This is a genomic window from Roseovarius confluentis (assembly GCF_002917925.1).
Lineage (GTDB): Bacteria > Pseudomonadota > Alphaproteobacteria > Rhodobacterales > Rhodobacteraceae > Roseovarius > Roseovarius confluentis.
In genome coordinates this window covers 802,062-828,416 of record NZ_PPFE01000001.1, presented here as the reverse complement: position 1 = coordinate 828,416, position 26,355 = coordinate 802,062, and the positions used below count along the sequence as shown (strand labels likewise).

Annotated in this window: 28 protein-coding genes, 1 other RNA gene and 1 riboswitch; of the genes, 17 read left to right on the top strand and 12 right to left on the bottom strand. The window is 65.8% G+C overall.

Annotated features, from left to right (window positions below):
* Window positions 1–57: 57 nt before the first annotated feature.
* The 6 genes from ybeY (at window position 58) to trmB (ending at window position 6,021) form a co-directional block, all read left to right on the top strand.
* On the top strand, window positions 58–552 hold the full coding sequence (gene ybeY / locus C2I35_RS04075; protein WP_103761908.1) for an rRNA maturation RNase YbeY: 495 nt from the start codon (window positions 58–60) through the stop codon (window positions 550–552).
* Window positions 553–596: 44 nt separating this feature from the next.
* Window positions 597–1,529, top strand: a complete 933-nt coding sequence (locus C2I35_RS04070; RefSeq protein ID WP_103761700.1) for a hemolysin family protein — start codon at window positions 597–599, stop codon at window positions 1,527–1,529.
* A 3-nt stretch (window positions 1,530–1,532) separates the two neighbouring features.
* Window positions 1,533–3,065, top strand: coding sequence for an apolipoprotein N-acyltransferase (lnt, locus tag C2I35_RS04065; protein WP_103761699.1), 1,533 nt, complete (start codon window positions 1,533–1,535; stop codon window positions 3,063–3,065).
* Window positions 3,066–3,104: 39 nt separating this feature from the next.
* A riboswitch (SAM-SAH riboswitch) is annotated at window positions 3,105–3,155 on the top strand.
* 5 nt (window positions 3,156–3,160) lie between these two features.
* Window positions 3,161–4,339 (top strand): methionine adenosyltransferase, encoded by a 1,179-nt coding sequence (gene metK / locus C2I35_RS04060; RefSeq protein WP_103761698.1) that lies wholly within the window; start codon window positions 3,161–3,163, stop codon window positions 4,337–4,339.
* A gap of 103 nt (window positions 4,340–4,442) precedes the next feature.
* Window positions 4,443–5,306, top strand: coding sequence for a bile acid:sodium symporter family protein (locus C2I35_RS04055; protein ID WP_103761697.1), 864 nt, complete (start codon window positions 4,443–4,445; stop codon window positions 5,304–5,306).
* A gap of 1 nt (window position 5,307) precedes the next feature.
* A complete protein-coding gene (gene trmB, locus C2I35_RS04050) occupies window positions 5,308–6,021 on the top strand; it encodes a tRNA (guanine(46)-N(7))-methyltransferase TrmB (RefSeq protein ID WP_103761696.1) in 714 nt (237 codons plus the stop codon).
* Window positions 6,022–6,097: 76 nt separating this feature from the next.
* Here trmB and C2I35_RS04045 read toward each other — a convergent pair whose 3' ends face one another.
* From C2I35_RS04045 to C2I35_RS04010, 8 genes are all read right to left on the bottom strand, one after another.
* Window positions 6,098–6,463 carry a hypothetical protein gene (locus C2I35_RS04045; protein WP_103761695.1) on the bottom strand — a complete coding sequence of 122 codons (366 nt, stop codon included), beginning with the start codon at window positions 6,461–6,463 and terminating at the stop codon, window positions 6,098–6,100.
* A gap of 60 nt (window positions 6,464–6,523) precedes the next feature.
* On the bottom strand, window positions 6,524–7,696 hold the full coding sequence (gene argE, locus C2I35_RS04040) for an acetylornithine deacetylase (RefSeq protein WP_245890384.1): 1,173 nt from the start codon (window positions 7,694–7,696) through the stop codon (window positions 6,524–6,526).
* A gap of 610 nt (window positions 7,697–8,306) precedes the next feature.
* Window positions 8,307–8,657: RNase P RNA component class A (gene rnpB / locus C2I35_RS04035), an RNA gene on the bottom strand.
* A 12-nt stretch (window positions 8,658–8,669) separates the two neighbouring features.
* Complete coding sequence (locus C2I35_RS04030) at window positions 8,670–9,356, bottom strand: N-acetylmuramoyl-L-alanine amidase (protein WP_245890383.1); 687 nt, start codon at window positions 9,354–9,356, stop codon at window positions 8,670–8,672.
* Between the two features lie 16 nt (window positions 9,357–9,372).
* Window positions 9,373–10,242: a hypothetical protein gene (locus C2I35_RS04025; protein WP_103761693.1), complete on the bottom strand. Its 870-nt coding sequence runs from the start codon at window positions 10,240–10,242 to the stop codon at window positions 9,373–9,375.
* A gap of 34 nt (window positions 10,243–10,276) precedes the next feature.
* Window positions 10,277–11,761, bottom strand: coding sequence for an Asp-tRNA(Asn)/Glu-tRNA(Gln) amidotransferase subunit GatA (gatA, locus tag C2I35_RS04020; protein WP_103761692.1), 1,485 nt, complete (start codon window positions 11,759–11,761; stop codon window positions 10,277–10,279).
* Complete coding sequence (gatC, locus tag C2I35_RS04015) at window positions 11,761–12,048, bottom strand: Asp-tRNA(Asn)/Glu-tRNA(Gln) amidotransferase subunit GatC (protein WP_103761691.1); 288 nt, start codon at window positions 12,046–12,048, stop codon at window positions 11,761–11,763. Before gatC ends, gatA begins: the two co-directional genes overlap by 1 nt.
* A 34-nt stretch (window positions 12,049–12,082) precedes the next feature.
* Entirely contained in the window at window positions 12,083–12,742 is a 660-nt protein-coding gene (locus tag C2I35_RS04010; RefSeq protein WP_103761690.1) for a ceramidase domain-containing protein, read from the bottom strand.
* 58 nt (window positions 12,743–12,800) lie between these two features.
* On the opposite strand from C2I35_RS04010, the gene C2I35_RS04005 reads away from it, so the two are divergent.
* On the top strand, window positions 12,801–13,493 hold the full coding sequence (locus tag C2I35_RS04005; RefSeq protein WP_103761689.1) for a metal-dependent hydrolase: 693 nt from the start codon (window positions 12,801–12,803) through the stop codon (window positions 13,491–13,493).
* Between the two features lie 133 nt (window positions 13,494–13,626).
* Here C2I35_RS04005 and C2I35_RS04000 read toward each other — a convergent pair whose 3' ends face one another.
* Window positions 13,627–14,082, bottom strand: coding sequence for a nucleoside deaminase (locus tag C2I35_RS04000; RefSeq protein WP_103761688.1), 456 nt, complete (start codon window positions 14,080–14,082; stop codon window positions 13,627–13,629).
* Between the two features lie 61 nt (window positions 14,083–14,143).
* On the opposite strand from C2I35_RS04000, the gene C2I35_RS03995 reads away from it, so the two are divergent.
* Window positions 14,144–14,947, top strand: coding sequence for a pseudouridine synthase (locus C2I35_RS03995; protein ID WP_103761687.1), 804 nt, complete (start codon window positions 14,144–14,146; stop codon window positions 14,945–14,947).
* A 38-nt stretch (window positions 14,948–14,985) separates the two neighbouring features.
* On the opposite strand, the gene C2I35_RS03990 is transcribed toward C2I35_RS03995, so the two are convergent.
* Window positions 14,986–15,996: a GlxA family transcriptional regulator gene (locus C2I35_RS03990; RefSeq protein ID WP_103761686.1), complete on the bottom strand. Its 1,011-nt coding sequence runs from the start codon at window positions 15,994–15,996 to the stop codon at window positions 14,986–14,988.
* Between the two features lie 48 nt (window positions 15,997–16,044).
* Here C2I35_RS03990 and dtd point away from each other — a divergent pair, with 48 nt between their 5' ends.
* From dtd to C2I35_RS03970, 4 genes are all read left to right on the top strand, one after another.
* The gene (dtd, locus tag C2I35_RS03985; RefSeq protein WP_103761906.1) at window positions 16,045–16,482 is read left to right on the top strand and encodes a D-aminoacyl-tRNA deacylase; all 438 of its coding nucleotides are present in this window, start codon (window positions 16,045–16,047) and stop codon (window positions 16,480–16,482) included.
* Window positions 16,483–16,541: 59 nt separating this feature from the next.
* A complete protein-coding gene (locus tag C2I35_RS03980; RefSeq protein ID WP_103761685.1) occupies window positions 16,542–17,060 on the top strand; it encodes a DUF2244 domain-containing protein in 519 nt (172 codons plus the stop codon).
* Between the two features lie 150 nt (window positions 17,061–17,210).
* Window positions 17,211–17,750 carry a cytochrome b gene (locus tag C2I35_RS03975; RefSeq protein ID WP_245890382.1) on the top strand — a complete coding sequence of 180 codons (540 nt, stop codon included), beginning with the start codon at window positions 17,211–17,213 and terminating at the stop codon, window positions 17,748–17,750.
* A gap of 105 nt (window positions 17,751–17,855) precedes the next feature.
* The gene (locus C2I35_RS03970) at window positions 17,856–19,046 is read left to right on the top strand and encodes a sensor histidine kinase (protein WP_103761683.1); all 1,191 of its coding nucleotides are present in this window, start codon (window positions 17,856–17,858) and stop codon (window positions 19,044–19,046) included.
* A gap of 22 nt (window positions 19,047–19,068) precedes the next feature.
* Here C2I35_RS03970 and C2I35_RS03965 read toward each other — a convergent pair whose 3' ends face one another.
* Window positions 19,069–19,530, bottom strand: a complete 462-nt coding sequence (locus C2I35_RS03965) for a GatB/YqeY domain-containing protein (RefSeq protein WP_103761682.1) — start codon at window positions 19,528–19,530, stop codon at window positions 19,069–19,071.
* A 195-nt stretch (window positions 19,531–19,725) separates the two neighbouring features.
* On the opposite strand from C2I35_RS03965, the gene carA reads away from it, so the two are divergent.
* Window positions 19,726–20,874, top strand: coding sequence for a glutamine-hydrolyzing carbamoyl-phosphate synthase small subunit (gene carA / locus C2I35_RS03960; protein WP_103761681.1), 1,149 nt, complete (start codon window positions 19,726–19,728; stop codon window positions 20,872–20,874).
* A gap of 88 nt (window positions 20,875–20,962) precedes the next feature.
* The gene (locus C2I35_RS03955) at window positions 20,963–22,879 is read left to right on the top strand and encodes a glycosyltransferase (RefSeq protein WP_103761680.1); all 1,917 of its coding nucleotides are present in this window, start codon (window positions 20,963–20,965) and stop codon (window positions 22,877–22,879) included.
* Here the strand turns inward: C2I35_RS03955 and C2I35_RS03950 are convergent.
* On the bottom strand, window positions 22,853–23,503 hold the full coding sequence (locus C2I35_RS03950) for a GntR family transcriptional regulator (protein WP_103761679.1): 651 nt from the start codon (window positions 23,501–23,503) through the stop codon (window positions 22,853–22,855). The genes C2I35_RS03955 and C2I35_RS03950 overlap by 27 nt on opposite strands.
* Window positions 23,504–23,608: 105 nt before the next feature.
* On the opposite strand from C2I35_RS03950, the gene C2I35_RS03945 reads away from it, so the two are divergent.
* The 3 genes from C2I35_RS03945 (at window position 23,609) to C2I35_RS03935 (ending at window position 26,276) form a co-directional block, all read left to right on the top strand.
* Window positions 23,609–24,253, top strand: a complete 645-nt coding sequence (locus C2I35_RS03945; protein ID WP_103761905.1) for a pyrimidine 5'-nucleotidase — start codon at window positions 23,609–23,611, stop codon at window positions 24,251–24,253.
* A 143-nt stretch (window positions 24,254–24,396) separates the two neighbouring features.
* Window positions 24,397–25,599, top strand: a complete 1,203-nt coding sequence (locus tag C2I35_RS03940) for a UbiH/UbiF family hydroxylase (RefSeq protein ID WP_103761904.1) — start codon at window positions 24,397–24,399, stop codon at window positions 25,597–25,599.
* Window positions 25,600–25,601: 2 nt separating this feature from the next.
* Window positions 25,602–26,276, top strand: a complete 675-nt coding sequence (locus tag C2I35_RS03935; RefSeq protein WP_103761678.1) for a M50 family metallopeptidase — start codon at window positions 25,602–25,604, stop codon at window positions 26,274–26,276.
* Window positions 26,277–26,355 lie beyond the last annotated feature (79 nt).

Here is a 26,355-nt window from a genome sequence, read left to right as displayed (position 1 = left end):
CCGGAAAATTGCAATTTTCCGATCCGGAATTTTGCAAAATTCCGGCCTGCGCCCGGTGTGAGCGTTTCTGTCGATACGGTCATCGAGGATGACCGCTGGCTGGACGCGGGGCTGGAGCGGCTGGCCGTGCGGGCGGCGGAGGCGACGCTGGCGCACCTGGGGCTGGACCCCGCGGAGTGGGAAATCGCGGTGCTGGGCTGCGACGATGCGCGGATTGCCGCCTTGAACGAAGATTTCCGGGACAAGGCGGCGCCGACCAATGTATTGAGCTGGCCGAGCGAGGAGCGGGGCGCAGGCGCCGAAGGTGACGTGCCGGACCTGCCCGATGCGGGCCTCGACCCCGAGCTGGGCGATATCGCGATCGCCTTCGACACTTGCGCGAAAGAGGCCCGCGCGGCGGGCAAGCCGATGCAGGACCACGTGACGCATCTTATCGTTCACGGAATCTTGCATTTGCTGGGCTACGATCACGTTCGTGACAAGGATGCCACCTTGATGGAACGAACCGAGGTGGAGATACTTGGCAAACTGGGTCTGCCTGACCCATATTGAGTTACCCGTTGTCCGCGAACGCGGGCACGATTCGGAAAGGTAAGATGAACGACAGCAACGACGCCTCTTCTATGGCAGCGCATGGCGCGCGGTCCGAGGCATACAAGGGCGACGATCCGGCAGAGGATCAGAACGACACGCAGGGCGGGTTCTTCCGTCGCTTCTTTGGCGCGCTGGGCGTGGACGAAGAGTATGGCGGCGAGGAAGACGACCTGCAGGGTGATGGGGATGACACGACAGGCAACGGCCTCGCGCCCAACCTGGGGCTGGGCAACCTGCGGCGGCTTTCCGTCGAGGACGTGATGATCCCCAAGGCGGACGTTGTTTCCGTACCCGCAACAGTCACCAAGGATGAACTGGTCCAGACGTTCCGCGAAAGCGGGCTGACGCGTCTGCCCGTGTACGAGGGCACGCTGGACACGCCAACGGGCTTTGTCCACCTCAAGGATTTCGCGCTGAAGCACGGATTCAACGGGCAGGGCGCGGATTATTCGCTGGAAGAGCTGTTGCGTCCGCTGATGTACGTGCCGCCATCGATGACGATCGGCGTGCTGTTGCAGAAGATGCAGGCCGAGCGCCGGCACATGGCGCTGGTGATCGACGAATATGGCGGGGTCGACGGCCTGGTGACCATCGAGGACCTGATCGAACAGGTCGTGGGCGAGATCGCCGATGAGCACGACCAGGACGAGGGCGCCTATTGGTCCGAGGAAAAGCCCGGCTCTTATGTGGTGCAGGCCAAGGCCCCTCTGGAGGAGTTCGAGGCCGAGATCGGGCTGTCGCTGACCGACTCGGAAGAGATCGACGAGGAAGAGATCGACACGCTGGGCGGGCTGGTCTTCATGCTGCTGGGCCGCGTTCCGGCGCGGGGCGAGCTGGTCGAGCATCCCACGGGCATAGAAATCCAGGTGCTGGATTCCGATCCGCGGCGGATCAAGCGGCTGCGGGTGCGCCTGCCCGAGGCGATCGAGGGGTAATTCATGGTCCGTCTTGACGCGCTGACGCGGCAGATCGGTGAGGGCCGCGTGTGGACGCGCTATGCCTTTGCCGCCGGCCTGGGCGCCGCGGCGGCGCTGGGGCAGGCGCCGTGGGGACTGTGGCCGCTGACGATTATCGCACTGGCGGTGATTTTCGGCCTTTGGCGCGAAACCCGCGGGTGGCTGTCGGCCACGATCCTCGGGCTGGTGGCGGGCACCGGCCATTTCGTCATCGCGCTCAGCTGGATTTTCGAGCCGTTCCTGGTGGATGCCGCGCGGCATGGCTGGATGGCGCCCTTCGCGGTGCTTGGGTTGTCGGTGTTCATGGCATCCTACTGGGCCGCGGCCTTTGCCGCCGCACGGTCAATCGCCCCCCGCAGCGGCGTGGCGCTGGTCGGGGCCTTCGTCATCGGAGAGGTGCTGCGCGGATGGTTTTTCACCGGGTTCGCCTGGGCGCAGGTGGGGCATGTGCTGATCGACACGCCCTTGCTGTATTGGGCGTCCGTGGGCGGGGCCCTGGGCCTGTGTGCGCTGGTCATGGGGGCGGCGGTGGCGCTGTGGCACCTGGGCGCGGGCCGGCGCATGGCCGGGGCCGCAGGACTCGCGGGCATCGCGTTGCTTTATGGCGCGGGCGCGGCAATGACGCCGACGGACGCCGCCGCACCGGGACCGGAGGCGCAGACGGTGCGGCTGGTGCAGCCCAACGCGGCGCAGCACGAGAAATGGCGGCCCGAGAACCTGCAGATGTTCTACGACCGCCAGCGGCAGTTCACCGCCGCTCCGGGCGAGGATGGACGACCCGACCTGGTGGTCTGGCCGGAAACGGCGATCCCCACCTTCCTGCACGAGTCCGACGACCTTTTGGGCGGCATCGCGGCCTCGGCGCAGGGGGCACCGGTGGTGCTGGGCCTGCGGCGGCTGGACGGGCAGCGGTTCTACAACTCGCTTCTGCGGCTCGACGAGACCGGCACGGTCAGCCAGGTCTATGACAAGCATCACCTTGTCCCGTTCGGGGAGTTCATGCCGCTGGGCGACCTGATGGCGCGGTTCGGCATCCATGGCCTTGCCGCCGAGGAGGGCGGGGGATATTCCGCCGGGCCGGGGGTGGAGCTTGTGGATATGGGCCGCTTGGGCACGGCGGTGCCGCTGATCTGCTACGAAGGGGTGTTTGCCCGCAACATCCTGTCGGCCCCCGAGCGGCCGGACATGATCCTGATGATCACCAACGACGCGTGGTTCGGAAAGATCTCGGGACCCTACCAGCACCTTGCGCAGGGCCGGCTGCGCAGCGCCGAGCAGGGCCTGCCCATGGTGCGCGTGGCCAATACCGGCGTCTCGGCCATGGTCGACGGCACGGGCCGGATTCTGGCGCATATCCCCCTGGGCGAGGCGGGCTGGATCGACACGCCCCTGCCGCCGCCCTTGCCGCCGACGCTTTACAGCCGGACGGGCGAGGCGCCGGTGCTGGTGCTGGCGGTGCTGCTGATGCTGGCGGGCGGGGTCCTGTCACGCAGGCAGCGCGAGGCGCGGACTTAGCGATTGACCTTCGGGTACGGCCCGCCTAAGGAAGCGAGGTACCTGCCACAACGGCTTCCTGGCGTGGCGGGAATTGACCCTAATGGAGCACTTTCATGTCCCGAGATAATTATGTTTTCACCTCCGAATCCGTTTCGGAGGGGCACCCCGACAAGGTGTGCGACCGCATTTCCGATGCGATCCTCGACGCGTTCCTGTCCGAGGACCCGCTGGCGCGGGTGGCCTGCGAGACCTTTGCCACGACGAACCGTGTCGTGATCGGCGGGGAAGTCGGCCTGACCGACCAGAACAAGTTGCGTCAATACATGGAAAGCGTGGAGGATATCACGCGGGCCTGTATCAAGGATATCGGATACGAGCAGGACAAGTTCCACTGGAACACCTGCGAGATCACCAACCTGCTGCACGAGCAATCGGCGCATATCGCGCAAGGTGTCACCGGCGAGCGCGGCGACGAGGGCGCGGGCGATCAGGGCATCATGTTCGGCTATGCCACGAACGAGACCGACGCGATGATGCCCGCCCCGATCCAGTTCAGCCACGCGATCCTGCGGCGGCTGGCCGAGGTCCGCAAATCGGGGGCCGAGCCGACGCTGGGCCCGGATGCCAAGTCGCAGTTGACGGTGCGCTACGAGGGCGGCAAGCCGGTGGGCGTCACCTCGATCGTGCTGTCGACGCAGCATTTCGACGAGGACATGAGCAGCGAGGACGTGCGCGCGGTGGTAGAGCCCTATATCCGCGAAGTCCTGCCCGAGGGCTGGATCGGCGACGACACGTCCTGGCACGTGAACCCCACGGGCAAGTTCGTGATCGGCGGACCCGACGGCGATGCGGGCCTGACGGGCCGCAAGATCATCGTGGACACGTACGGCGGCGCGGCCCCGCATGGCGGCGGCGCGTTTTCAGGCAAGGACCCGACCAAGGTGGACCGCTCGGCGGCCTATGCCGCGCGCTACCTGGCCAAGAACGTGATCGCCGCGGGCATGGCGGAACGCTGCACCATCCAGTTGAGCTATGCGATCGGGGTGGCGCAGCCGCTGTCGGTCTATGCCGACACGTTCGGCACCGGCGCGGTCGAGCCCGCGGAGATCGAAAAGGCGATCCGCAAGGTCATGGACCTGACGCCGCGCGGCATTCGCGAACAGCTGGAGCTGAACAAGCCGATCTACCAGCGCACCGCGGCCTACGGCCATTTCGGACGTGAGCCCGACGCCGATGGCGGTTTCAGCTGGGAGCGCACGGACCTGGTGGATGCGTTGAAGAAAGCGGTCTGAGCCAGACAGCACGGCATCGAAACGCGGGGGATTTCCTCCGCGTTTTTCATGCGCGACATGGCCCGCTGCGGCCCTTAGACTGCGCCAAAAGGGAGGGACCGGGATGATCCTTGATATCGGCCTGCCGCTGGCGCTGGCCTTCATCATGTTCTCATTGGGGCTGGGGCTGCATTTCGCCGATTTCGGCCGGGTGCTGCGCCTGCCCAAGCCTGCGCTGACCGGCATCGTGGCGCAGATCGTGCTGTTGCCGCTGGTGGCCTATGCGCTGATCGCGGCCTGGGGCTTTGGCGGGGGCATGGCGTTCGGCATCATGCTGCTGGCCTTCAGCCCCGGGGGCGTCACGTCGAACATGCTGACCAAGCTGGCCGGGGGCACCGTGGCGCTGTCGATCACGCTGACGGCGGTCGTGAGCCTGTTGTCGGTGCTGACGCTGCCGGTGCTGGTGGCCTGGGCTGCGACGCATTTCATGGGCGAGGCCGCGCCCGAGATCAGCGTCGTGAAGGTGGGCGTGGCGATGTTCCTGATCACGGCGCTGCCGGTGTTCATCGGGCTGCTGCTGCGCCGTTTCGCGGCAGGGTTCGCGCTGCGGATCGAGCGGGTCTGCGAGATCGTGGCGCTGATCCTGTTCGTGCTGATCGTGGCGGCGGCGATTGCCAGCAACTGGGCGCTCTTGACAGAAAGCTTCGCGCGGCTGGGGCCGTTCCTGATCGTGCTGAACCTGGTGTTGCTGGCTGTGGGGATCGGCTTGGCACGGCTGATGGGGATCGCCGGGCGCGACGGTCTGGCCATCGCGGTGGAGATGGGCGTGCAGAACGCCACGGTGGGGATCACCATCGCCAATATCGTCGCGGCCAGCACGGGACTGTCGGAATTCGCCGTGCCGTCGGCGGTCTATGGTATCTGCATGTACCTGGTGAACATTCCCGCGCTGCTGGTGCTGCGCCGGGTTTTCGCGGCGGAGGCGTGAGATGAGCGAAGGCAAGCATTCCTCGGGCGCCCCGTGGCGCAATTTCTACGGCCGGTTCAAGGGCAAGCACCTGAAGAAATCGCAGGAAGCCTACCTGGACGAGGACCTGGCCGCGTGGTCGCCGGGGGCCGTGGACTGGGAGGTGAACCCCGAGCGAAAACCCATAGACCTCAGGGCCTTGTTCGGCGAACGTGATGTATGGCTTGAAGTGGGTTTCGGCGGTGGCGAGCACATGATCCACCAGGCGGCGGAGAACCCGGACGTGGGGATCGTCGGCTGCGAGCCCTACATCAACGGGGTCGCGAAACTGCTTGGGCAGCTGCGTGACAGCCATGTCGAGAACGTGGCGATCCATCCCGGCGACGTGCGTGACATGTTCGACGTCCTGCCCGAGGCCAGCATCGCGCGGGCGTTCCTGCTCTATCCCGACCCGTGGCCCAAGAAACGCCACCACCGGCGGCGGTTCGTGACGCCCGAGCACCTGGAGCCGCTGGCGCGGGTGATGAAGCCGGGGGCGATTTTCAGAGTCGCCACGGACATTCCCGATTACGTGCGCCAGACGATGGAACAGGTGCCGCGCCACGGCTTTACCTGGTTGGCCGAGGGGCCGCGCGACTGGCGGGAGCCGTGGGGTGACTGGATTTCCACCCGCTATGAGCAGAAGGCCCTGCGCGAGGGGCGGGTGCCGCATTACATGACCTTCCGGCGCGATTGACCGCGACCGGCTGGTCTTGAGTATTTGAAGCAAGAAAAAGCCGTGACGCGGCGGGTCATCCCGCCGAGCGCATGGCTTACATGTCGAAGCCGTCCGGGCAGGCGACTTCGAACGAAAAGACCGTGCCGTCGACCTCGCCCTCGATCACCAGCGGAAAGCCAGCGGCGTCGGTGGAGGTGCCGAACTGGCGGGTCTCGGTGTCGGTGCGGACCTCGATGCTGGTGACGCCGTTGGACACGAAGGCGGCCTCGAAGGCCGGGGCGCCGTCGCCGTCATGGGTGCGGGCGATGACGAAAGGGTCGCGTTCGCACAGCAGCGGGTGATCAAACTCGGTTTCCCCGAAATGGCCGGTCACGGTGCCGTTGGGCGTCTCGACCGGTGCGGCAAGGCCCGGTTGGGCCACGGCGAGCATCACGGCGAAACAGGCGGATTTTTCAAGCATGCGCACCTTCTTTGTGTTGGGGCAGTGTCGGGGCTGCGGTGTCAGATCCGTGCCTCCTGGTTATGCAACCAGCTTGTCCTGCAATCGTTCCAGCATGTCGAGGCATTGCGACAGCTGGTCGAGCGCCACGAACTCGTCGGCCTTGTGGGCCTGCTCGATCGAGCCAGGGCCGCAGATCACGGCCGACATGCCCAGGGATTGAAAGATGCCGGCCTCGGTGCCGAAGGCCACGCATTCGGCGTGGTTGGCGCCGGTGAGTTCCGACACGATGGTGCGGGCCTCGTTGTCGGTGGTGGGGATGAGACCCTCGACCTCGCCGATGACCTCGGTCACGATGTCTGACTCCGGGTCGACGGCGCGCATGGCGGGCAGAAGCTCCTGCTCGATATAGGTCTTAAGCGAGTCCTTGACGAAATCGGCGTCCGAGGTCTGCACCGGGCGCATTTCCCAGTCCACGACCGCCTCGCTGGGAATGACGTTGTGGGCCACGCCGCCCGACAGCCGCCCGGTGTTGATGGTGGTCCAGGGCGGCTCGAACAGGCTGTCGGCGGGGGCGCGGTCGCGCAGCCTGTGCTTGAGGTCCAGAAGGCGCGCGATGTAGCGCACGGCGTATTCCACCGCGTTGACGCCGCGATCGGGGGCCGAGCCGTGGCCCGCCAGCCCGGAAAAGCGGGTGGTGTATTCATAGCAGCCCTTGTGCCCTTCGATGACGCGCATCATCGTCGGCTCGCCCACGATGGCGACCCCTGGCGTCAGCCCCTTGGCGCGCAGGGTCTGGGCCAGCGCACGGGCGCCGAAACAGCCCGTCTCTTCGTCATGGGTGAAGGCGAAATGCAGCGGGCGGTCGGGGTTAAGCGCGGCGTATTGCGGGGCCATGGCCAGCGTGGCGGCGATAAACCCCTTCATGTCGCAGGTGCCGCGGCCATAGAGCCGCCCGTCATGTTCCAGCATGTCAAAGGGGTTCGACGCCCAGTCCTGATCGGCCACGGGAACAACGTCGCTATGGCCGGACAGCACGATGCCGCCATCGCGTTCGGGGCCGATCGTGGCGAAGAGGTTGGCCTTCTGCCCGGACGGGTCGGGAAAGATCTCGACCCGCGCGCCGACCATGTCGAGACGGTTGGCGATGGAGTTGATCAGGTCGATGTTGGGGTCTGTCGATATCGTGGGAAAGCCGATCAGATCGCCCAGAATGCGCGAGGTGCTATCAAGCAAATCGGTTCGAGCCGCCACGTTTGTCCCTTTCTTTCGACGATTTCTCTGACGTTGGTCCCGCTTGCAGGAAGGGTCAAGGGGGTAGGGCCCGTTGTGCGCGGAAACTGGGCGTAACCCAAAGATGTTTGTTGCCAACATGTCGCCACGCATGGCTCATGTCGGTGTTCGTGGCGAGAAAAATTCCAGGCATGGATGTGGTTTGCCGACATATGCGCGTCACGATAACAAAGTCTGCACCGTGAAGACATGGCCGGTATTGAGGAAGAGCGGTGATACGATGACGGCGATCAATTTTGTCGCCCGCAGTGGCGCGTTCCAAGTGAATCGTGGCGGGGTCCAGACGATCAGGGCGCAACGCCGATCCGGGCCGATGGCGGTCAGGAAACCTCTCTAAACTTTCGGCAAATCGACATTTGTGGATACGAGCGCGTCGGCCAGAACCTCTAGGTGCGGCTGACAGATGGTCGCGTCGTCGTTGCCTCTGCCTCGAGCGAATGGATGCCTGACCAGTTGCGCCAGGGGTGCTTGCCTTGGCAGGCCTCTTCATTCTGGCCGGAAATATCCCGGGGTTTGGGGCTGACCCCAATCAAACAATAAAGCGCGGCGCAGCCGCACGATTTGATTGGAATTGCGCGGAGGGCCTGTAAGCCGGATTCTGTCGTAGGACGACCATTCATCTGGTCCTGCGGTTGCCCGCAGGCTTTAGCTGCCAACCCGGATCGCGGGGCCAAGGCGGCCCGAATGCGATCCCTATTCGGCATTGCTCCCGGTGGGGCTTGCCATGCCGGTCCGGTTGCCCGTCCCGCGGTGGGCTCTTACCCCACCGTTTCACCCTTATCCCGGATCAAGTCCGGGACGGTCTGTTTTCTGTGGCGCTTTCCCTCGGGTTGCCCCGGCCGGGCGTTACCCGGCACCGTTGCCTTGTGGAGTCCGGACTTTCCTCGCGGGCGTTCACCCACGCGGCCGTCCGGCCCTCCGCGCGAGGGGTGATCTATGCGTTTCCGCGCGATTGCGCAACGGGCCATTGCGCGGCAAGGCAGGCCATGAGCGCCCGGTCAGTGGCGTCTTCGGGGCCGGTGGTGCCGGGGCGAAAGCGGTCGCGGAAGGCTTGCAGGCGTTTTCCCGGGTCGCAGGAAGGCGGGTAGCCGAAGCGCGTGGCGGCGGTGTCGAAATCGCTTTCTGGCGCATCCTCAGGCTCACCCGGCCAGATCGCGAGGCCCTTGCGGGCGAGTCTTTGCCAGTCGAAATGGGGGCCGGGGTCGGCCTTGCGCTCGGGCGCCATGTCGGAATGGCCGATCACCCGCTCGGGCGGGATGGACCAGCGGCGCAGGATGCCGGGCAGCAACGCCTCGAGCGTGGTCATCAGCGGCTCGGGAAAGGGGCGTTCGCCGGGATTGTCGAGCTCGATCCCCACGGAGCGGGAGTTGATGTCGGTCACATCCCCCCAGGACCCGGACCCGGCGTGCCAGGCGCGGGCGACCTCGGCCACCATCTGCCAGGCGCGGCCGTCGGCGGCGATGAGGTAATGCGCCGACACTTCGGCCTGCGGATCGCAGAGACGCTCAAGCGCGGCCTCGGCGCTGGGCATGGCGGTGTAGTGGATCACCACGATGTCGGGCTGCGCGCCAAGGCGGCGCGGCCCGAAGTTGGGCGAGGGGTGCCAGAGCGGCGCTGTCACGCGGCCTGTCCGAAGATCAGTTCTGCACCGCCGCGCGGAACGGGCGGGGATCCCAAGCGCAGGCATATCCATCGCCATCGGGGTCGAGCCCCATGCGGTCGCGGCGCGGTCCGCCCTGGGCCAGGAAATCGGTCTGCGCCTGGTCGGGCGAGTTGTACTTGGCGCAGTTGCGCTGGAACTTGGCCTGCTTGTTGATACCGACGCGGGTATAGAGCTGTTGACCCTTGGGGTGGCTGGTCTCCAGCGCGTATTGAACGATGTTGGGGCCGGTATTGCCGCTGCGTTCGGGCAGGGCGCCGGGCTGGACCACCTGGTACTGCGCCCGGTTCTGGGCGATCAGTTCTGCGTCATCCTGGATCGAGCGGGCGTTGCCCACGGCATCGAAATTGTTCTCGTTCGAGATGCCGCCCTCGCTGGTCACGGTCTGGGGCGCGGGGTTCGAGGGGCTGGCATGAACGATCTGCTGGCCCGAGTTCTGCGAGGTTTCGGCCAGCCGCGCCGCGGTTTCGCGGGCGATCTCGTCGCTGGTGGAGGCCGAATTGAGACCGCCGGTGGGCGTGTAGGCGCCCGAGCCGGGTTGGCGCGTGGCGTTCGTGGACGACGTGACCGTGCCGCCGGTGGCAGGCGCGTTCGCGCCTTGCGTCGCGCTGAGCGGTGCGCCCGGATTGGCCTGGTTGCGGGTCTCGGGCGAGATCGCGCCGGCACGTGGCACGGCCGAGTTGCCTTGAAGCTCCGCATCGCGCGCTCGCTGCTGGGCGATATAATCGTCCGAGGTGCCGAAGCCAACGCCACTGCCGCTGTCAGGAAAGCCCGCGCCGCTGTCCGGGACACTGGGCGCACAGGCGGTCAGCCCGACAAGGGCCGTTACACAAAGAGAAAATCGCATCTGGTTAGGTCCTGCCGATTTGTTTTGCGACAACTTACCACCATTTGCCGGGTTTGGCCACAAAGCCCGCCGCCGCCTCGAGCGCATAGGCGGTGTTGAGCAGATCGCCCTCTTCCCAGGGCCGCCCGATCAATTGCAGGCCCAAGGGAAGGCCGTTGCGGTTGAGGCCCGTGGGCACCGCGATGCCGGGCAGGCCGGCGAGGTTCACGGTGACGGTGAAGACGTCGTTGAGATACATCTCGACCGGGTCGTCGGACTTGCGGCCCAGCTCGAACGCCGCCGAGGGCGTTGCCGGGGTCAGGATGGCGTCGATGCCTTGGTCGAAGACATCCTCGAAATCCTTCTTGATGAGGGCACGTACCTTGCGGGCACGGTTGTAATAGGCGTCGTAAAAGCCCGCCGACAGCACGTAGGTGCCGACCATGACCCGGCGTTTCACCTCGTCACCGAAGCCTTCGGCGCGAGTTTTCTCGTACATCTCGGTGATGCCGTCGCCCTGCGCCAGCTTGGCGCGGTGGCCGTAGCGCACGCCGTCATAGCGGGCGAGGTTCGAGGAGGCCTCGGCGGGCGCGATGACGTAATAGGTGGGCAGGGCGTACTTGGTGTGGGGCAGCGAGATATCGACGATCTCGGCTCCGGCATCGGCCAGCATTTCCTTGCCTTGGGTCCAGTGCGTCTCGATCTCCTCGGGCATGCCGTCCATGTGGTATTCCTTGGGGATACCGATCTTCTTGCCGCGGACGTCGCCGGTCAGCATGGCCTCGAAATCCGGCACGGGGATGTCGGCGCTGGTGCTGTCCTTGGGGTCGTGGCTGCACATGGCTTCCAGCATGATCGCCGCGTCGCGCACGGACTTGGTCATCGGGCCGGCCTGGTCGAGCGACGAGGCGAAGGCGACGATGCCCCAGCGCGAGCAGCGCCCGTAGGTGGGCTTGATGCCAGTGATGCCGGTGAAGGCCGCCGGTTGCCGGATCGAGCCGCCGGTGTCGGTGCCGGTGGCGCCAAGGCAGAGGTCCGCGGAGACGGCGGAGGCCGAGCCGCCCGAGGAGCCGCCGGGCGTCAGCGCCATTTCGTCATTGCCGCGCCGCCACGGGTTGATGGCGTTGCCGTAAACGCTGGTCTCGTTCGACGAGCCCATGGCGAACTCGTCCATGTTGAGCTTGCCCAGCATGACCGCGCCCGCGTCGAAGAGATTCTGGCTGACTGTGGATTCGTATTCCGGCTTGAACCCGTTGAGGATGCCGCTGGCGGCCTGGCTCGGCACGCCCTTTGTGCAGAAGAGATCCTTGATGCCCAGCGGGATGCCGCACATTGAGGGCGCGTCGCCGGCTTGCAGGCGCGTGTCGGCGGCCTTGGCCTGTTCGCGCGCGATCTCGGGCGTGTGATGCACGAAGGCGCCAAGCGCGCCCGCGCCTTCGATGGCCGTCAGGCAGGCCTCGGTCAGTTCCTCGGAGGTGATCTCGCCCGCGCGGAGGTTATTGCGGGCGTCGGCGATGGTCATTGCATTGAGATCGGTCATTATTCCACCACTTTCGGCACGGCGAAAAAGCCCTCGCGGGCGTCGGGGGCGTTGGACAGCACCTTGTCCTGCTGGCCGCCGTCGGTCACAACGTCCTCGCGGCGCTTGAGGCGCATGGGCGTGACCGAGACCATGGGCTCGACGCCCTCGACATCGACCTCGTTCAGCTGGTCGATGAAGCCGAGGATCGTGTTGAACTCGTTGGCCAGCGCGGGGAGGTCGTCTTCCTCGACCCGGATGCGGGCCAGCTTGGCCACCTTGGCGGCGGTCGCGGTGTCGATGGACATGGGGGCATCTCCGTGTGCGTTATCGCATCCGCGTTTAGCGCCCGTGCGGGTGGGGTGCAAGGGCGTGGCGGCGGTAGAGCTCGATCATCCAGCCCAGCATGAGCGCGTTGAGGATGTGCCAGCCGAAATGGGTGCCGAGGGTGAGGCTGTTGCACAAGGGCGCGTCGAGGCTGCGGAAGGTGAGCGACAGCAGCAACAGGCCTGCGCCGAGGGCGAGGCCCCGCGACAGGGCGGCGTCGGCGCGCAGGAGCCAGGCGTAGAGGAGTATGACCAGAGGCAGGGTGAGGTAGGACGCCGAGGGGCCATAGAGCGGAAGCTGCGACAGGAGCGGCATGGCCAGCGCCGTGACCCCGAGAAAGGCCGGGATGGTGGTGGCGGAGGCCAGAACGGAGAGGCCGAGATAATACCGGGTCGCGGCATAGAGATAGGTCAGTGCGAAGACCATGATCGGCAGGACGTCGAGCATCGCGGCCCAGGACTGGGCATAGGTGTGAAAGAGGAACGAGCCGATGCCGATAAGTGCCAGGAGGATGGTGAGCAGGCGGGCCAGCGCAAGCTCGGTGCCGCGCAGGCGGTGGGCCATGACCAGCGCCGCGACCAGGAAGGCGGCATTGGTGAGCGCGTTCACCGGCTCGGCCCAGAAACCGGGGTCGGTGCGTTCGCAATAGGCGTCGATGGCGCGGGTCCAGTCCATGTGGAAATCGGTGGCCTCTCTGCTAACTTCCTCGTTGGAATGACATAAGGAGAGCGTCATGAAAATCATCTGGCTTGGACATGCAAGTTTCCGCATCGAGATCGCCGATCAGGTGCTGCTGATCGACCCGTGGCTGACGGGCAACCCGATGCTGGACGAGGCGCACCATGACGCCGCCACCAAGGGGGCGACGCATATCCTGCTGACCCACGCGCATTTCGACCATGCCGCTGACCTGCCGGACCTGGCGAAGCAATTGTCGGTGCCGGTGGTGGGGCAGTTCGACCTGATGGGCTGGTGGGAAGAAAGCGCAGGGCTGGACGTGGTCGGCTTCAACAAGGGCGGCACGGTGCATCTTGGCGACGTGGCCGTGACGATGGTGCACGCGACGCATTCCTCGAGCTTTGGCGGCGAGAACGGTCCGCATGTGCCCGGCACCGAATGCGGGTTCATGATCGAGGGCGAGGGGCATGTGATCTATGTCTCGGGCGATACGGACGTGATGGCCGATATGGGCGTGTTCAACGACCTGCATCACCCCGATATCGGCATCCTGTGCGCCGGCGGTCATTTCACCATGGACATGAAGCGGGCGGCCTATGCGGCGAAGACGTTCTTCGATTTCAAGACGGTGATCCCGTGTCACTACAAGACTTTCCCGCTTCTGGAGCAGTCGGCGGAGTCGTTGAAAGACGGCCTGCCCGGGGTCGACGTGATCGAGCCGGAGGTGATGACGGCGATCGAGATCTGAGCGGGGCAAAACTTTTTTGAAAAGTTTTGCCAAAAGCTTTGAGAAAGCTTTTGGTGCCCGGGCCTTCAAGCGGGGTTCGGGCGTCGGCGTTGTTATGTGAGTATTTCTGGAAAGAAAAAGAGTGCGTTGCGCTTTAAACTTCACGCAGGGATTTGAAGAAGTCCTTCAGCAGGGCTTCCGCCTCGGTGGCGTTGATCCCGTCGTAGATATCCGGCGCGTGGTGCGTTTGCGCATGGGTGAAAATCCGGGCGCCGTGGGCCACGCCACCGGACTTGGGGTCGGCGGCGCCGTAGTAGAGCCGCGCGATGCGGGCATTCGCGATGGCGGTGGCGCACATCGCGCAGGGCTCCAGCGTGACAGTCAGGCTGTGACCGGGCAGGCGTTCGCTGCCGACGGCGGCACAGGCGGTGCGCAGGGCGAGGATCTCGGCGTGCGCGGTGGGGTCGCTCAGTTCGCGCGTTCGGTTGCCGGCCTGCGCCACGATCCGTCCTGCCGGGTCGGACACAACCGCGCCCACGGGCACCTCGCCGCGGTCCCGGGCGGCGCGGGCCTCGGCGAGGGCCGTGTCCATATGGCTTTTGAACGTCATGCCCCTGATTGCCGTGCGGGCGGTGCTTTCGCAAGGGGCAAGGATGGGGTAAGGCCGTGCCATGACTCGCAAACCCACCCAGAACACGCCCCCGGGCGACAGGATCGCCAAGGTGATCGCCCGCGCCGGTGTGGCCAGCCGTCGTGAAGCGGAGCGCATGATCGAGGCGGGCCGGGTGCGCGTGAACGGTGACGTGATCGACCGCGCGGCGCTGAACGTGACAGGCGCCGACCGGATCGAGGTGGACGGGCGCGCGCTGGGTGCGCCCGAACCGCCGCGGCTATGGCTGTATCACAAGCCCGCGGGGCTGGTAACGACGACCAAGGATGAACAGGGTCGAGAGACGATTTTCGACAAGCTTCCTGAGGACTTGCCGCGCGTTCTTAGTGTGGGCCGGCTTGACCTGAACTCGGAAGGGTTGTTGCTCTTGACCAATGACGGCGGCGTCAAGCGCAAGCTGGAGCTGCCCTCGACCGGGTGGGTGCGCAAGTACCGTGTGCGCGTGAAAGGGCGGCCCGAAGACGCCACGTTCGAGCCGTTGCGCAAGGGGCTGACGCTGGATGGCGAGGTGTTTCAGCCGATGTCGGTTGTGCTGGATCGGCAGAAGGGGGCCAATGCCTGGGCCACGGTGGGAATCCGCGAAGGCAAGAACCGCGAGATTCGCCGTGCGATGGAGGCGGTGGGCTGCCAGGTGAACCGGCTGATCCGGGTCTCTTATGGCCCGTTCCAATTGGGACAGTTGAAGGCGGGCGAGGTCGAGGAGATTCGTCCGCGGGTGCTGCGCGACCAGTTGGGTATGGACGAGACACCGGGCAAGGAAAAGCCAGCGAAGGGACGGCCGAAGGTTCAGCGGAAGCGTCGGTGAGGTAGCAATTTATATTTGAAAAACAGAGTGTTGTGCGGTCAATTTGATGTGGCTCCGCGACGATAGGCCTGTGGCGTGGTGCCATAGCGTTTGCGGAAGCGACCGGCCAGTTGCGAGGCGCTGGCGAATCCGGTCGCGGCGGCGATCTGGCCGATGCTGAGCCGGGTTTCGTTCAATAGCGCGTGGGCGCGGGCGATGCGCAGGTCGAGGTAATATTGCGCCGGTGTGGCGGCGAGGTAGCGGGTGAAATGCCGCTCAAGCTGGCGACGGGAGAGGCCCACTTCGGCGGCGACCTCGGAGATGTCCAGCGGGTCCTCGATATGGGCGGCCATCAGGTCGGTCGCCGCAATGAGCTGTGGGTTGTGACTGCCGAGCGCGGCGGCATAGGCAGGGCGCTGGGGCGCGCTGCGATTGCCGGCGCGGCGGTGCAGGCACATGTCGGCGACGATGGCGGCCAAGGCCGGTCCGTGATCGCGCTCGATGATTTCCAGCATCATGTCGGTCGCGGCAGAGCCGCCGCCGCATGTGAAAAGCCCGGCATCCTCCTCGTAAAGATGGCCGGTGGGCTCCAGGCCCGGAAACGTCTCGCGGAAGGCTGGCTGGTTTTCCCAGTGCAGGGTAAAGCGGCGGTCCTTGAGCCGCCCGGCGCGGGCCAGTGCGAAGGCGCCGGTGCAGATGCCGCCCACCTGGATACCGTGCGCCCATTGCCGGTTGACCCATGTGACGGCCCGCGGCAGTGCCGTTTCCAGCGGGGAGATCCCGGCGCAGACGAAGGCCTTGTCGCTGCGCGACAGGTCTTGGGACTGGCTGTCGGGGGTGATGGTCACGCCGCAGGAACACGATACAGCTTCGCCATCTACCGTGCTGATATACCAACGATAAAGCTCCTGTCCCGCCACCTGGTTGGTGACGCGCAGTGGCTCGATCGCCGAGGTGAAGGCCAAGAGCGTCAGCCGGGGCAGCAACAGGAAATGATAGTCCTGCGGCGGGCCGTCATACTCGACCCGCAAACTGGCCGCGCCGCGCGGGACGAAGGATTTGCGTTCCATGGCGAATTGGTAGCATGTGCCGTGAAACTGGCAAGCAAGGACACTGACATGCGGGCATTGATACAGCGGGTGAGCGAGGCCGAGGTGCGGGTGGAGGGCGCGGTGATCGGGGCCATCGGGCCCGGTCTGCTGATTCTGGTCTGCGCGATGCAGGGCGATGGCGACGCGCAGGCCGATGCGCTGGCGGCCAAGGTGGCCAAGCTGCGGATCTTCAAGGACGAGGCGGGCAAGATGAACCGCTCGGTGCGTGATATGGGCGGCGGCGCGCTGGTGGTCAGCCAGTTCACGCTCGCCGCCGACACGTCGCGCGGGACCCGGCCGGGTTTTTCCCAGGCGGCGGCACCCGAGGAGGGGCGGCGCCTTTACGAACGCTTTGCCGAAGCGCTGGCGGGTCAAGGCGTGCCGGTCGAGACGGGGCGGTTCGGTGCCGACATGCAGGTGGGCCTGGTCAACGATGGGCCAGTGACGATCTGGCTGGAGGTCTGAGGTCTTACGCGCAGAAATGTCGCGCTTCCTTCGCGCGCGGGGTGCGCTAAGATCCGGTCATGCCCTATCAGTGGAACCAGACGCGGAACGGTGAAGACGAGGTGTGCGAGCTGCGGCTCTGGCCGCATCGGTCGCTGCCGCGCCGGGGCTTCGTGCTGTTCATCGTGATCACCTGCGGGATGCTGACCCTGCCGCTTTATCCGCTGATCGGGACGGTCACGCTGTGGGGGTTGCTGCCCTTCCTGTTGCTGGCGGTCTGGGGCGTCTGGGCGGCGCTGGAGCGGTCCTACAAGGACGCGCAGATGAACGAGGAACTGACGATCGACCGCGAGGCCGTGCACTTGGTGCGCACAAACGCCCGCGGTCCGGTGCAGGAATGGGATTGCGAAAGCTACTGGGCGAAGGTCGAGATGCACCCCACCGGCGGGCCGGTGCCGCATTACGTGACCCTGAAGGGCAAGGGGCGGCAGGTGGAAATCGGCGCGTTCCTGAGCGAGGACGAGCGCAAGGTGCTGTATGGCGAGATCGCCGATGCGCTGAAGCGTATTGCTCTGCCAGACCCGGTGGGCGCAGGCTGACGGGCGCGGCGGGTCCGGTCCGCCGAGGCCAGATCGCACGGTGGCGCGGCTTTGACCTCCCTTGACGCGCAGAAAAGTTGACGGTGCGCGACGGAGATGCGCGCATGTCACGTAAGACACGCGAGTCCCTGCCAAAAAGGAGAATGAATCGTGCCCCTGAGAGATACTCCCGGCCACTACGGCACCGTCAGCCGCATTTTGCACTGGGGCATGGCGGCGCTTTTCGCGGCGCAGTTCCTGTCGGCGGCGGCGCATTGGGCGTTGCCAAAGGAGAACGCCGTGCGTGACGTCCTTTGGAGCTATCACGGGACGCTGGGCGCGACGCTGTTCCTGCTGGTGCTGCTGCGCGGGGCCTGGGGCCTGGCGAATATTCCGCGCCGACCGCCTGCGCATGACGGGGTCGTCGGCCGCGCGGCGGTGGCGGGGCACCTGGCGATCTATGCGCTGATGGTGATCGTGCCGGCGGTCCGCCTTCTGGCGGCGGCGGGCAGCGACCGCGGGCTGAGCTATCTGGGGATCACGTTCGTGGCGCCGCGCGAGGTAGAGGTCGCATGGATGCAGGCGCCCGCCGAATGGCACGGCGAGATGGGCTGGATCCTGGCGCTGCTGGTGGTCGGTCACATTGCAATGGCCGTTGTCTGGCACCGGATGATCCGGCGCGACGACACGTTGCAGCGCATGGCCGGGTAGGGCGCGCGGTTCTTCTGCAACGGTCCGCACAAAGTGCGGCATCCTGCCTTTACGCGGGACGACAAACGCGGCATCGATGCGGCCTTGTAATTAGAAATTGGACCGATGACACGTAACGATTATGAAACTGACGGCCGGTCGCGGCCAGGGTCCTTTCCCGAGGCCGCGCCCGAGCATCACTCCGGCGTTCTGCGACACCCGGAACGTTTGCGGGCCTTGCAAGAAACCGCGTTGCTGGACAGCCCCGAAGAAGAGGCGTTCGACCGTGCCGTCCGGCTGGCGCGCAGCCTGACCGGGGCGCCGACGGCGCTGTTCTCTCTGGTCGACGACACGCGACAGTTCTTCAAGGCGCTGAGCGGCTTCGCGCCCGACACAGGACCGATGCGAGAGACGCCGCTGTCGCATTCCTTTTGCCAGTACGTGGTGACCGGCAACGCGGCGATGAGCGTAGTGGATGCCCGCGAGCACGACCTGTTGTCCCGGAACCTTGCGGTGCCGGACCTGAACGTGGTCGCCTATCTGGGCGTGCCGGTGCAGGGGCGGCGAGGGCAGGTGATCGGCTCGCTCTGCGCCATCGACTCGTCGCCGCATGAGTGGTCAGAGCAGGATGAGCGCGCCCTGAAGGACATTGCCGCGTTCCTCGAGACCGAAATCGCGCTGCGCAAGCACATGTCCGAACGGGAATTGTTGATCGACGAGTTGAATCACCGCATCCGCAACATCTATTCGGTGGTCAACGCGCTGGTCCGGATGACGCGGGCCGAGGACCTGACGACCGAGGAGTTCGCGGCGCAACTGAATGGCCGGGTGCAGGCGCTGGCCGCGACCCATGGCCTGATCCAGCCGCTGGCGACCGTGACCGAGGATGCGGGCAACGACACCAGCCTGCATGCCCATATATCGACCCTGATGACGCCCTACACCGGGGCGGGCGGTCATGAGATCCGGATCGAGGGACCGGACCTGCCGGTGGGCTCGACCGCGTCGATCTACCTGGCGCTGGCGATCCACGAGCTGTCGACCAACGCGGTCAAATACGGGGCGCTGAGCGGGCCGGGCCGCGAGCTGGAGATCACCTGGACCGACGGCGACGACACGGTTGAGCTGACGTGGCGCGAGGCGGGGCCGGGCCACGTGGCGCGCACCGCTTCGGGCACCGGGTTCGGCTCGAAACTGGTGAAACTGTGCATCGAGGGGCAATTGCGCGGCGAGATTGCCACGGCGACCGACAGCACGGGCCTGACCTACACGTTTCGCATCCCGCGCGATAGGCTGACCGGCGCGCCGGCGGACTAGAACCGCCGGCGCGCGCCGCGTCTCAGGCGCAGAGCCGGTCCTTGACCCGCGGGCCCACCGCGCCGAAATCCATCTGGCCGGTATAGTTTTCCTTGAGGTGGCCCATCACCTTGCCCATGTCTCGGATCGAGCTGGCGCCGGTCTTGTCGATGGCGGAGTCGATGGCCTTGGTGACTTCCGCCTCGTCCAGTTGGCGGGGAAGGAATTCCTCGATCACCTCGATCTCGCGCTGCTCTTCCTGCGCGAGGTCGAGACGTCCGCCTTCCTCGTAGGCGCGGACGCTTTCCTGCCGCTGCTTGGTCATCTTGCCCAGGATGGCGAGGATATCGCCATCGGAACAGCCGGTGTCATTGTCGGTGCCACGGCGGGCGATGTCCTGATCCTTGATCGCGGCATTGATCAGCCGCAGCGTGCCGAGCCGCGTGCTGTCCTTGTCTTTCATGGCCTGTTTCAGGGCGTCGTTCACGCGCTCGCGCAATCCCATGTCAGGGTATCCTCTTGTCATCCCGTAAGCGTGCCACACTACTGGAAAGCGAAACGCCGTGCAATAAGCTGTGACACCCAGCCCGGCCCTTGTTTTGTTGACCTGCGCGAATGACGTTGCGGCGCGAAACGCGGCCTTGACCGCGCGCGCGGGTGACCATAGGTTCCGCGCAATTTGCCCGATGGAGAATCCCCGATGACGCACGCGCCCGATGCCCGTCCGACCGCCTGTCTTGCCCTGGCCGATGGATCGCTGTTCTACGGGCGCGGGTTCGGGGCCGAAGGCGAGGTCGCGGCCGAGCTGTGCTTCAATACCGCGATGACCGGCTATCAGGAGATCATGACCGACCCCAGCTATGCCGGGCAGGTGGTGACCTTCACCTTTCCGCATATCGGCAACGTGGGCGTGAACCCCGACGATGACGAGACCGCCGATCCAGTGGCCGAGGGCATGGTCGTGAAATGGGACCCGACGGAGCCCTCGAACTGGCGCTCGACCGAGCGCTTGGGCGAGTGGCTGGCGCGGCGGGGCCGGGTGGCCATCGGCGGCGTCGATACCCGCCGTCTGACGCGGGCCATCCGCCAGCAGGGCGCGCCGCACGTGGCGCTCGCACACCGCGCGGACGGCCAGTTCGACACCGAAGCGCTGGTCGCCAAGGCGCGGGCCTTTGCCGGGCTCGAAGGCATGGACCTGGCCCGGCAGGTGACCTGTGCGCAAAGCTATCGCTGGGATGAGATGCGCTGGGCCTGGCCCGACGGTTTCCCGCGCCAGACGCAAGCCCGGCACAAGGTCGTGGCGATTGATTACGGCGCCAAGCGCAACATCCTGCGCTGCCTGGCCAGCGCGGGCTGCGAGGTGACGGTGATGCCCGCGACGGCCACCGCCGAGGACGTGCTGGCGCAAAGCCCCGATGGCGTGTTCCTGTCGAACGGCCCCGGCGACCCGGCGGCAACGGGCGAATATGCCGTGCCGATGATCCGCGGCGTTCTGGAAAAGAACCTGCCCATGTTCGGTATCTGCCTCGGTCACCAGATGCTGGGCCTCGCGCTGGGCGCGCGGACGATCAAGATGAACCACGGCCATCACGGCGCGAACCATCCCGTCAAGGACCTTACGACCGGCAAGGTCGAAATCACGTCGATGAACCACGGGTTCGCCGTGGACAGCCAGACCCTGCCAGAGGGCGTGGTGCAATCGCATGTATCGCTGTTCGACGGATCGAACTGCGGCATCCGCATGGCCGACCGCCCGGTTTTCTCGGTGCAGCATCACCCCGAGGCCAGCCCCGGCCCGCAGGACAGCTTTTACCTGTTCGAGCGGTTCGCGGCGTCGATGGACCGCTAGGGCGCGTCCGCCGCGTTAACCCCTTTTTTACGTTGTGTTAACCTTCTGTTGGTAGCCCTTTTTCCGTCACGCAGAAGGGCAGACGGATATGGGGATTTCGGAACTGCGCCAGCTCGGCTTGTCCGAGGACACAGCCGATATGGAGGCCGGGGCGGTGGAAACCGACCTGGTGCGCCGCGGAACGCTTGCCGCGCGGGACGCGATGCTTGCACGCCAGGTACGCCGGCATTGCGATGCGGATATGGGGCGGATCCTTGTCGCCGAGGGGCTGGTGACGAAAGGCGATCTTCTGGATGCGCATGTCCGCCGCTTCCGCTCGCGCCAGGTCGCCGCGGATGAACTCGCGGCACTGCCGCCCATTGCTGTGGACGCCGCCCCCCAGGTCCTTTTGCGTCATGCAGTCTTCCCGGTGACAGACCGCGATGGCCAGCCCGCCATCGTGACCGGCGAGCCCGAGGCGTTGGCCCTTGCGCGCGCGCACCTTCCGGAAGACCTGCGGCAGGCCCGCGTTCTGATCGCCCCGCGCGAGGTGGTTCAGTCCCACGTGGCGGATCATTTCGACGACATCCTGACACGGGCGGCCCAGGCCCGCGTGCCGGTCATCGAAAGCTGTCGCAGCTGGGCGCAGGGCCATGCGCGGCGACTGGCGCTGGTGACGATGGCGGTGATCGGACTGGTCGCGCTGACACTGGTTTTCCCGAGGGCGATGCTGGCGCTGATGATGGGCTGGGCGGTCGTCACGCTGGCCGTGTCCGGGGTGTTCAAGCTGCTGGCCTTCGTGGCGCGTATGTCCGAGGGGCCGGTCGCGCCGGTTGTGCCGCCGGCCGACGACAAGACGCCGTTGCCAAGGGTATCGGTCCTGGTGCCGCTGTTCCGCGAAACCGAGGTGGCGCATGCGCTGGTGGCGCGGCTGACGCAGCTGACCTATCCAAAGTGCCTGCTCGACGTGGTGCTGGTTCTGGAAGAGGAAGACGCCATGACCCGCGCGACGCTGGCGCAGATCGACCTGCCCAGCTGGATCCGCGTGGTGGTGGTGCCCGACGGACAGCCGCGCACCAAGCCGCGGGCGATGAACTATGCGCTGGATTTCTGCGAGGGTGACATCATCGGGATTTTCGACGCCGAGGATGCGCCCGAAGCCGACCAGATCACCCGTGTGGCGCGGCACTTCCAGCAGGCCCCGCCCGAGGTGGCGTGCCTGCAGGGGGTCCTGGACTACTACAATCCGCGTCAGAACTGGCTGGCGCGGTGTTTCACCATCGAATACGCCACCTGGTTCCGCACGATCCTGCCCGGCATGGCGCGGCTGGGCTTTGCCATCCCGCTGGGCGGCACGACGCTTTATTTCCGGCGCGACGCGCTGGAGGCGCTGGGCGGCTGGGACGCGCATAACGTGACCGAGGATGCCGACCTTGGCTTTCGTCTGGCCCGCCACGGGTTCCGGACCGAGATGGTCGCCACCGTCACCGAGGAAGAGGCGAATTGCCGGCCCTGGGCCTGGGTCAAGCAACGCTCGCGCTGGCTGAAGGGCTACATGACGACCTACCTGGTGCACATGCGGCGCCCCGGGCTGCTCTATCGGCAGTTGGGGGCATGGAAATTCTGGGGCTTTCAAGCGCATTTCGTGACCGCGGTCAGCCAGGTGATGCTGGCGCCGCTGCTGTGGTCCTGCTGGCTCGTGTTCTTCGGCCTTCCGCACCCGTTGGACCCGGTGCTGCCGCGTGCCGTGATGGCCGTTTGCGCCGGGCTTTTCGTTGTGATCGAGGCGTTGAACCTGACGATCTATCTCAGCTCGGTCATGGGCCTAAAGCATCGTCACCTGATGGTCTGGGTGCCGACGATGCATTTCTATCAGCCGCTGGGGGCGATCGCTGCTTACAAGGCGCTTTACGAGTTGGTTCTGAAGCCGTTCTTCTGGGACAAGACCACGCATGGCCTGTCGCTGGACGTGGCGCCGCCGCCGGCCGTGAAATCGCCCCTAGATCAGCGTGCCCAGTTCCCCTGAATCCAGTTTCAACCGGGTCACGAACGCCTTGGAAATATGGGCGCGCAATGCCTCGCCCGCGGCCTCGGCGTCGCCGTTCTCGATAGCGGTGACGATGGCGTCATGCTCGGCCAGCGCATCCTCGGGGCGGCCAAGGGCGGCCAGAGACGTGGTCGCCATCAGTGCCATGGAGCGATGTACCAGGTCCAGCTGCTGCACCAGGAAGCGGTTGTGCGAGGACAGGTGGATCTGCTTGTGAAAGCGCCGGTTGGCGCGGGCCATCGCCTTGGGATCGTCAATCAGGGCGTGATCGTCAGTGACCATGTCGCGCAGCACGCGCACTTCTTCCGGCGCGGCATGACGGGCGGCAAGGTTGGCGGCCAGCCCCTCCAACTCGGCGCGCACGACATAAAGCTCTGCCAGCTGGTTGTGATCCAGTGACGACACGATCAGGCTGCGGCCGTCGCGGGTCAGCAGGCTCTGGGTTTCCAGCCGTTGCAGCGCCTCGCGGATCGGCGTGCGCGACACCCCGAACCGCTCTGCCAGGTCGCTTTCCACCAGGCGGTCGCCGGGCTTGTAATCACCGGTGTCGATCGCCTCGAGGATCAGGTGGTAGGCATCTTTCTGCGGCGCGGCTATGGTCATCGCACTCTCTTTTGTTATCTGGTTTCGATGGATGAGAGTATGCGGGGCAGGGCGCGGGGTGCAAGCCTTGCAGGGCCCTGCGACAATAAAGAGCGGATGGAAACGATGGCGAAAGAATTCTTCGCGCATGTGGAGACCTGGGTCTTTGACCTCGACAACACGCTGTATCCGCCCGAGATGCGCCTGTTCGACCAGATCGAAGTGCGGATGACGCAGTTCGTGATGGACGCGCTGGGTGTGGACCGGGCCGAGGCCGACCGGCTGCGGCTGGACTACTGGCGGCGGCACGGCACGACGCTGGCCGGGCTGATGCGAGAGCATGACGTGGACCCGGGGCCGTACCTGACGGACGTGCACGACATTTCCTTCGACGTACTGGAAGCGGACGTGGAGCTGGCCGCGCATATCCGTGCACTGCCGGGGCGCAAGATCGTCTATACGAACGGCTCGGCCCCTTATGCGCAGCGCGTGGTCGAGGCGCGGGGGCTGGAGGGTCTTTTCGACGCGATCTACGGCGTGGAACATGCCGGGTTCCATCCCAAGCCGGACCGGGCGGCGTTCGACCGGGTCTTTGCCACCGATGGCGTCGTCACGGCACGGGCGGCGATGTTCGAGGATGACGTGCGCAACCTTGCGGCGCCACATGCGATGGGGATGCGGACCGTGCTGGTAGGCCCCGAGGTGGTCGAAGCCGATCACGTGCATCACCATACCGACGATCTGTCAGGATTTCTGTCGCGGCTGGTCTAGGCGGAGGACTTCATGTGTCGAGTCGGGTACGCCATGCAAGGCACTGACCGTGATCGATTAATCATTTATCTGGCGCTGCGTTCCGATGCCGCTGGTGACCGCGTCACGCGCGGCCTATGTTGAACGCGAAGGAGGCAGGAAACATGCGCCCATTCGATTTCGACATCATCGTATCCGGCGGCGGCGTGGCCGGGCTGTCGGCGGCGGCCCTGTTCGGGGGCGCCGGGTTCCGCGTGCTGTGCGTTGATCCGGCCCCGCCGGTGACCGAGCGCGATGCCGAAGGATCGGACCTGCGCACCACCGCGATTCTGCAACCGGCGCAAGCGCTTCTGGCGGAGGCGGGGATATGGGACCGGCTGGACGCCGAGGCGGCGCCTTTGCAGGTGATGCGCATCGTTGACGCGGGCGGCGACGTGGCGGAGCCGCGCGTCGTCAAGGATTTCGATGCGGGCGACATTTCGGAAAAGCCCTTTGGCTGGAACCTGCCCAACTGGCTCTTGCGGCGCGAGATGGTGGCGCAGTTGGACAGCCTCGACACCGTGGAGTTTCGTTCCGGCGTGGCGGCGGAAACCCTCTTTACCCGCGAGGCCGAGGCGCGGGTGGGCCTGAGTGACGGCACCAGGGCGCGTGCCCGGCTGGTCCTGGCCGCCGACGGGCGCGGCTCGCCCATGCGGGAGGCTGCCGGTATTCCCGTGAAAACAACGCGCTACGGCCAAAAGGCGCTGGCCTTCGCGGTGACCCATCCGATCCCGCATGACAACGTCTCGACAGAGATCCACCGCAGCGGCGGCCCCTTCACGCTGGTCCCGCTGCCGGATTACGAGGGGCGGCCCTCGTCCGCCGTGGTGTGGATGGAGGAAGGTCCCGAGGCGCAGCGGCTGGCCGGCCTGGACGTGGCGCAATTCGAGGTGGAGATGAGCACGCGGTCCTGCCACCTTTTCGGGCCGCTGACGCTGGCCTCGCGCCGGACGGTCTGGCCGATCATATCCCAGGTGGCCGAGCGCATGGCTGGCGAACGCATTGCGCTGGTGGCCGAGGCCGCGCATGTGGTGCCACCTATAGGGGCGCAGGGTCTGAACATGTCGCTTGGTGACCTGCACGTGCTGCTGGATCTGGCCACCGCACATCCCGAGCAACTGGGCGACCGCGAGATGCTGGAAACTTATCACAAGCGCCGCCATCTGGAAGTGATGGCGCGGGTGACGGGCATCGACATGCTGAACCGCGCGTCCATGGTCAGCGCGCCGGTGCTGCGCGACGCGCGGATGCAGGCGTTGAACGCGCTTTACGGGCTGGCCCCGGTGCGCAAGACGCTGATGCAGCTTGGTCTCGGCGCAAGGGGCTGAGAATGCAGGCGTTTCTGCGCGGCCATTGGCAATTGCTGCTGCTCGTTGCTGCGATTGCCCTATTGTGGCGGACCCCCGTGGTGATCCCGCTGAAACTGCTGGTGGTGTTTCTGCATGAGCTGGGCCACGTGCTGGCCGTGCTTCTGACCGGCGGCGAAGTTCTGGACCTGACGCTCGACCCGATGCAGGGCGGGTCGGTGACCTCGCGCGGGGGCAGCCGGTTTTGGAGTCTGAGCGCGGGGTACCTCGGATCGCTCATAATCGGGGTCGGACTGTTCATGGTCGCTGTGCGAACAAAGGCGGACCGGACTGTGCTGGGCCTGCTTGGCATGACGCTGCTGGCTGTGACAATTCTGTATGTGCGCGCGCCCTTCGCCCTGGTCTTTGGCGTGATGACGGGAATCGTGCTGCTGCTGGTGGCGAAATACCTGCCCCGAGACGTGAACGATCTGATCCTGCGGGTGATCGGGCTGGCCTCCATGATCTATGTGCCGTTGGACATCTACATCGATACCATCGCGCGCGGCTGGCTGCATTCCGACGCGCGGATGCTGGCCGAGGAGTTCGGCGGCACCACGTGGATGTGGGGCGGGCTGTGGCTGTTGGCCAGCGGCTGGGTGATCTGGATGTGCCTGCGCCGGGGGCTCGGCGCGGTTAGCAATGTACGGCTGCGGTAGAAGTACGTGGTGCTAAAGGACGAACCCACGCCGCAAATTTCGGAATATTCAACGGTTGACAAAGTATGGATCGTTCCTC

Coding starts and splice junctions, on each gene's coding strand:
- C2I35_RS03970 (WP_103761683.1), top strand. CDS start 17,856: ATGACACGTAACGATTATGAAACTGACGGCCGGTCGCGGCCAGGGTCC.
- C2I35_RS04055 (WP_103761697.1), top strand. CDS start 4,443: ATGATCCTTGATATCGGCCTGCCGCTGGCGCTGGCCTTCATCATGTTC.
- C2I35_RS03980 (WP_103761685.1), top strand. CDS start 16,542: ATGCCCTATCAGTGGAACCAGACGCGGAACGGTGAAGACGAGGTGTGC.
- C2I35_RS03945 (WP_103761905.1), top strand. CDS start 23,609: ATGGCGAAAGAATTCTTCGCGCATGTGGAGACCTGGGTCTTTGACCTC.
- C2I35_RS04005 (WP_103761689.1), top strand. CDS start 12,801: ATGAAAATCATCTGGCTTGGACATGCAAGTTTCCGCATCGAGATCGCC.
- C2I35_RS03965 (WP_103761682.1), bottom strand. CDS start 19,530: ATGGGATTGCGCGAGCGCGTGAACGACGCCCTGAAACAGGCCATGAAA.
- lnt (WP_103761699.1), top strand. CDS start 1,533: ATGGTCCGTCTTGACGCGCTGACGCGGCAGATCGGTGAGGGCCGCGTG.
- trmB (WP_103761696.1), top strand. CDS start 5,308: ATGAGCGAAGGCAAGCATTCCTCGGGCGCCCCGTGGCGCAATTTCTAC.
- gatA (WP_103761692.1), bottom strand. CDS start 11,761: ATGACCGATCTCAATGCAATGACCATCGCCGACGCCCGCAATAACCTC.
- C2I35_RS03955 (WP_103761680.1), top strand. CDS start 20,963: ATGGGGATTTCGGAACTGCGCCAGCTCGGCTTGTCCGAGGACACAGCC.
- gatC (WP_103761691.1), bottom strand. CDS start 12,048: ATGTCCATCGACACCGCGACCGCCGCCAAGGTGGCCAAGCTGGCCCGC.
- C2I35_RS04010 (WP_103761690.1), bottom strand. CDS start 12,742: ATGGACTGGACCCGCGCCATCGACGCCTATTGCGAACGCACCGACCCC.
- C2I35_RS04000 (WP_103761688.1), bottom strand. CDS start 14,082: ATGACGTTCAAAAGCCATATGGACACGGCCCTCGCCGAGGCCCGCGCC.
- dtd (WP_103761906.1), top strand. CDS start 16,045: ATGCGGGCATTGATACAGCGGGTGAGCGAGGCCGAGGTGCGGGTGGAG.
- metK (WP_103761698.1), top strand. CDS start 3,161: ATGTCCCGAGATAATTATGTTTTCACCTCCGAATCCGTTTCGGAGGGG.
- C2I35_RS04045 (WP_103761695.1), bottom strand. CDS start 6,463: ATGCTTGAAAAATCCGCCTGTTTCGCCGTGATGCTCGCCGTGGCCCAA.
- C2I35_RS03935 (WP_103761678.1), top strand. CDS start 25,602: ATGCAGGCGTTTCTGCGCGGCCATTGGCAATTGCTGCTGCTCGTTGCT.
- C2I35_RS03990 (WP_103761686.1), bottom strand. CDS start 15,996: ATGGAACGCAAATCCTTCGTCCCGCGCGGCGCGGCCAGTTTGCGGGTC.
- C2I35_RS03940 (WP_103761904.1), top strand. CDS start 24,397: ATGCGCCCATTCGATTTCGACATCATCGTATCCGGCGGCGGCGTGGCC.
- C2I35_RS03950 (WP_103761679.1), bottom strand. CDS start 23,503: ATGACCATAGCCGCGCCGCAGAAAGATGCCTACCACCTGATCCTCGAG.
- C2I35_RS03995 (WP_103761687.1), top strand. CDS start 14,144: ATGACTCGCAAACCCACCCAGAACACGCCCCCGGGCGACAGGATCGCC.
- carA (WP_103761681.1), top strand. CDS start 19,726: ATGACGCACGCGCCCGATGCCCGTCCGACCGCCTGTCTTGCCCTGGCC.
- C2I35_RS04025 (WP_103761693.1), bottom strand. CDS start 10,242: ATGCGATTTTCTCTTTGTGTAACGGCCCTTGTCGGGCTGACCGCCTGT.
- C2I35_RS04070 (WP_103761700.1), top strand. CDS start 597: ATGAACGACAGCAACGACGCCTCTTCTATGGCAGCGCATGGCGCGCGG.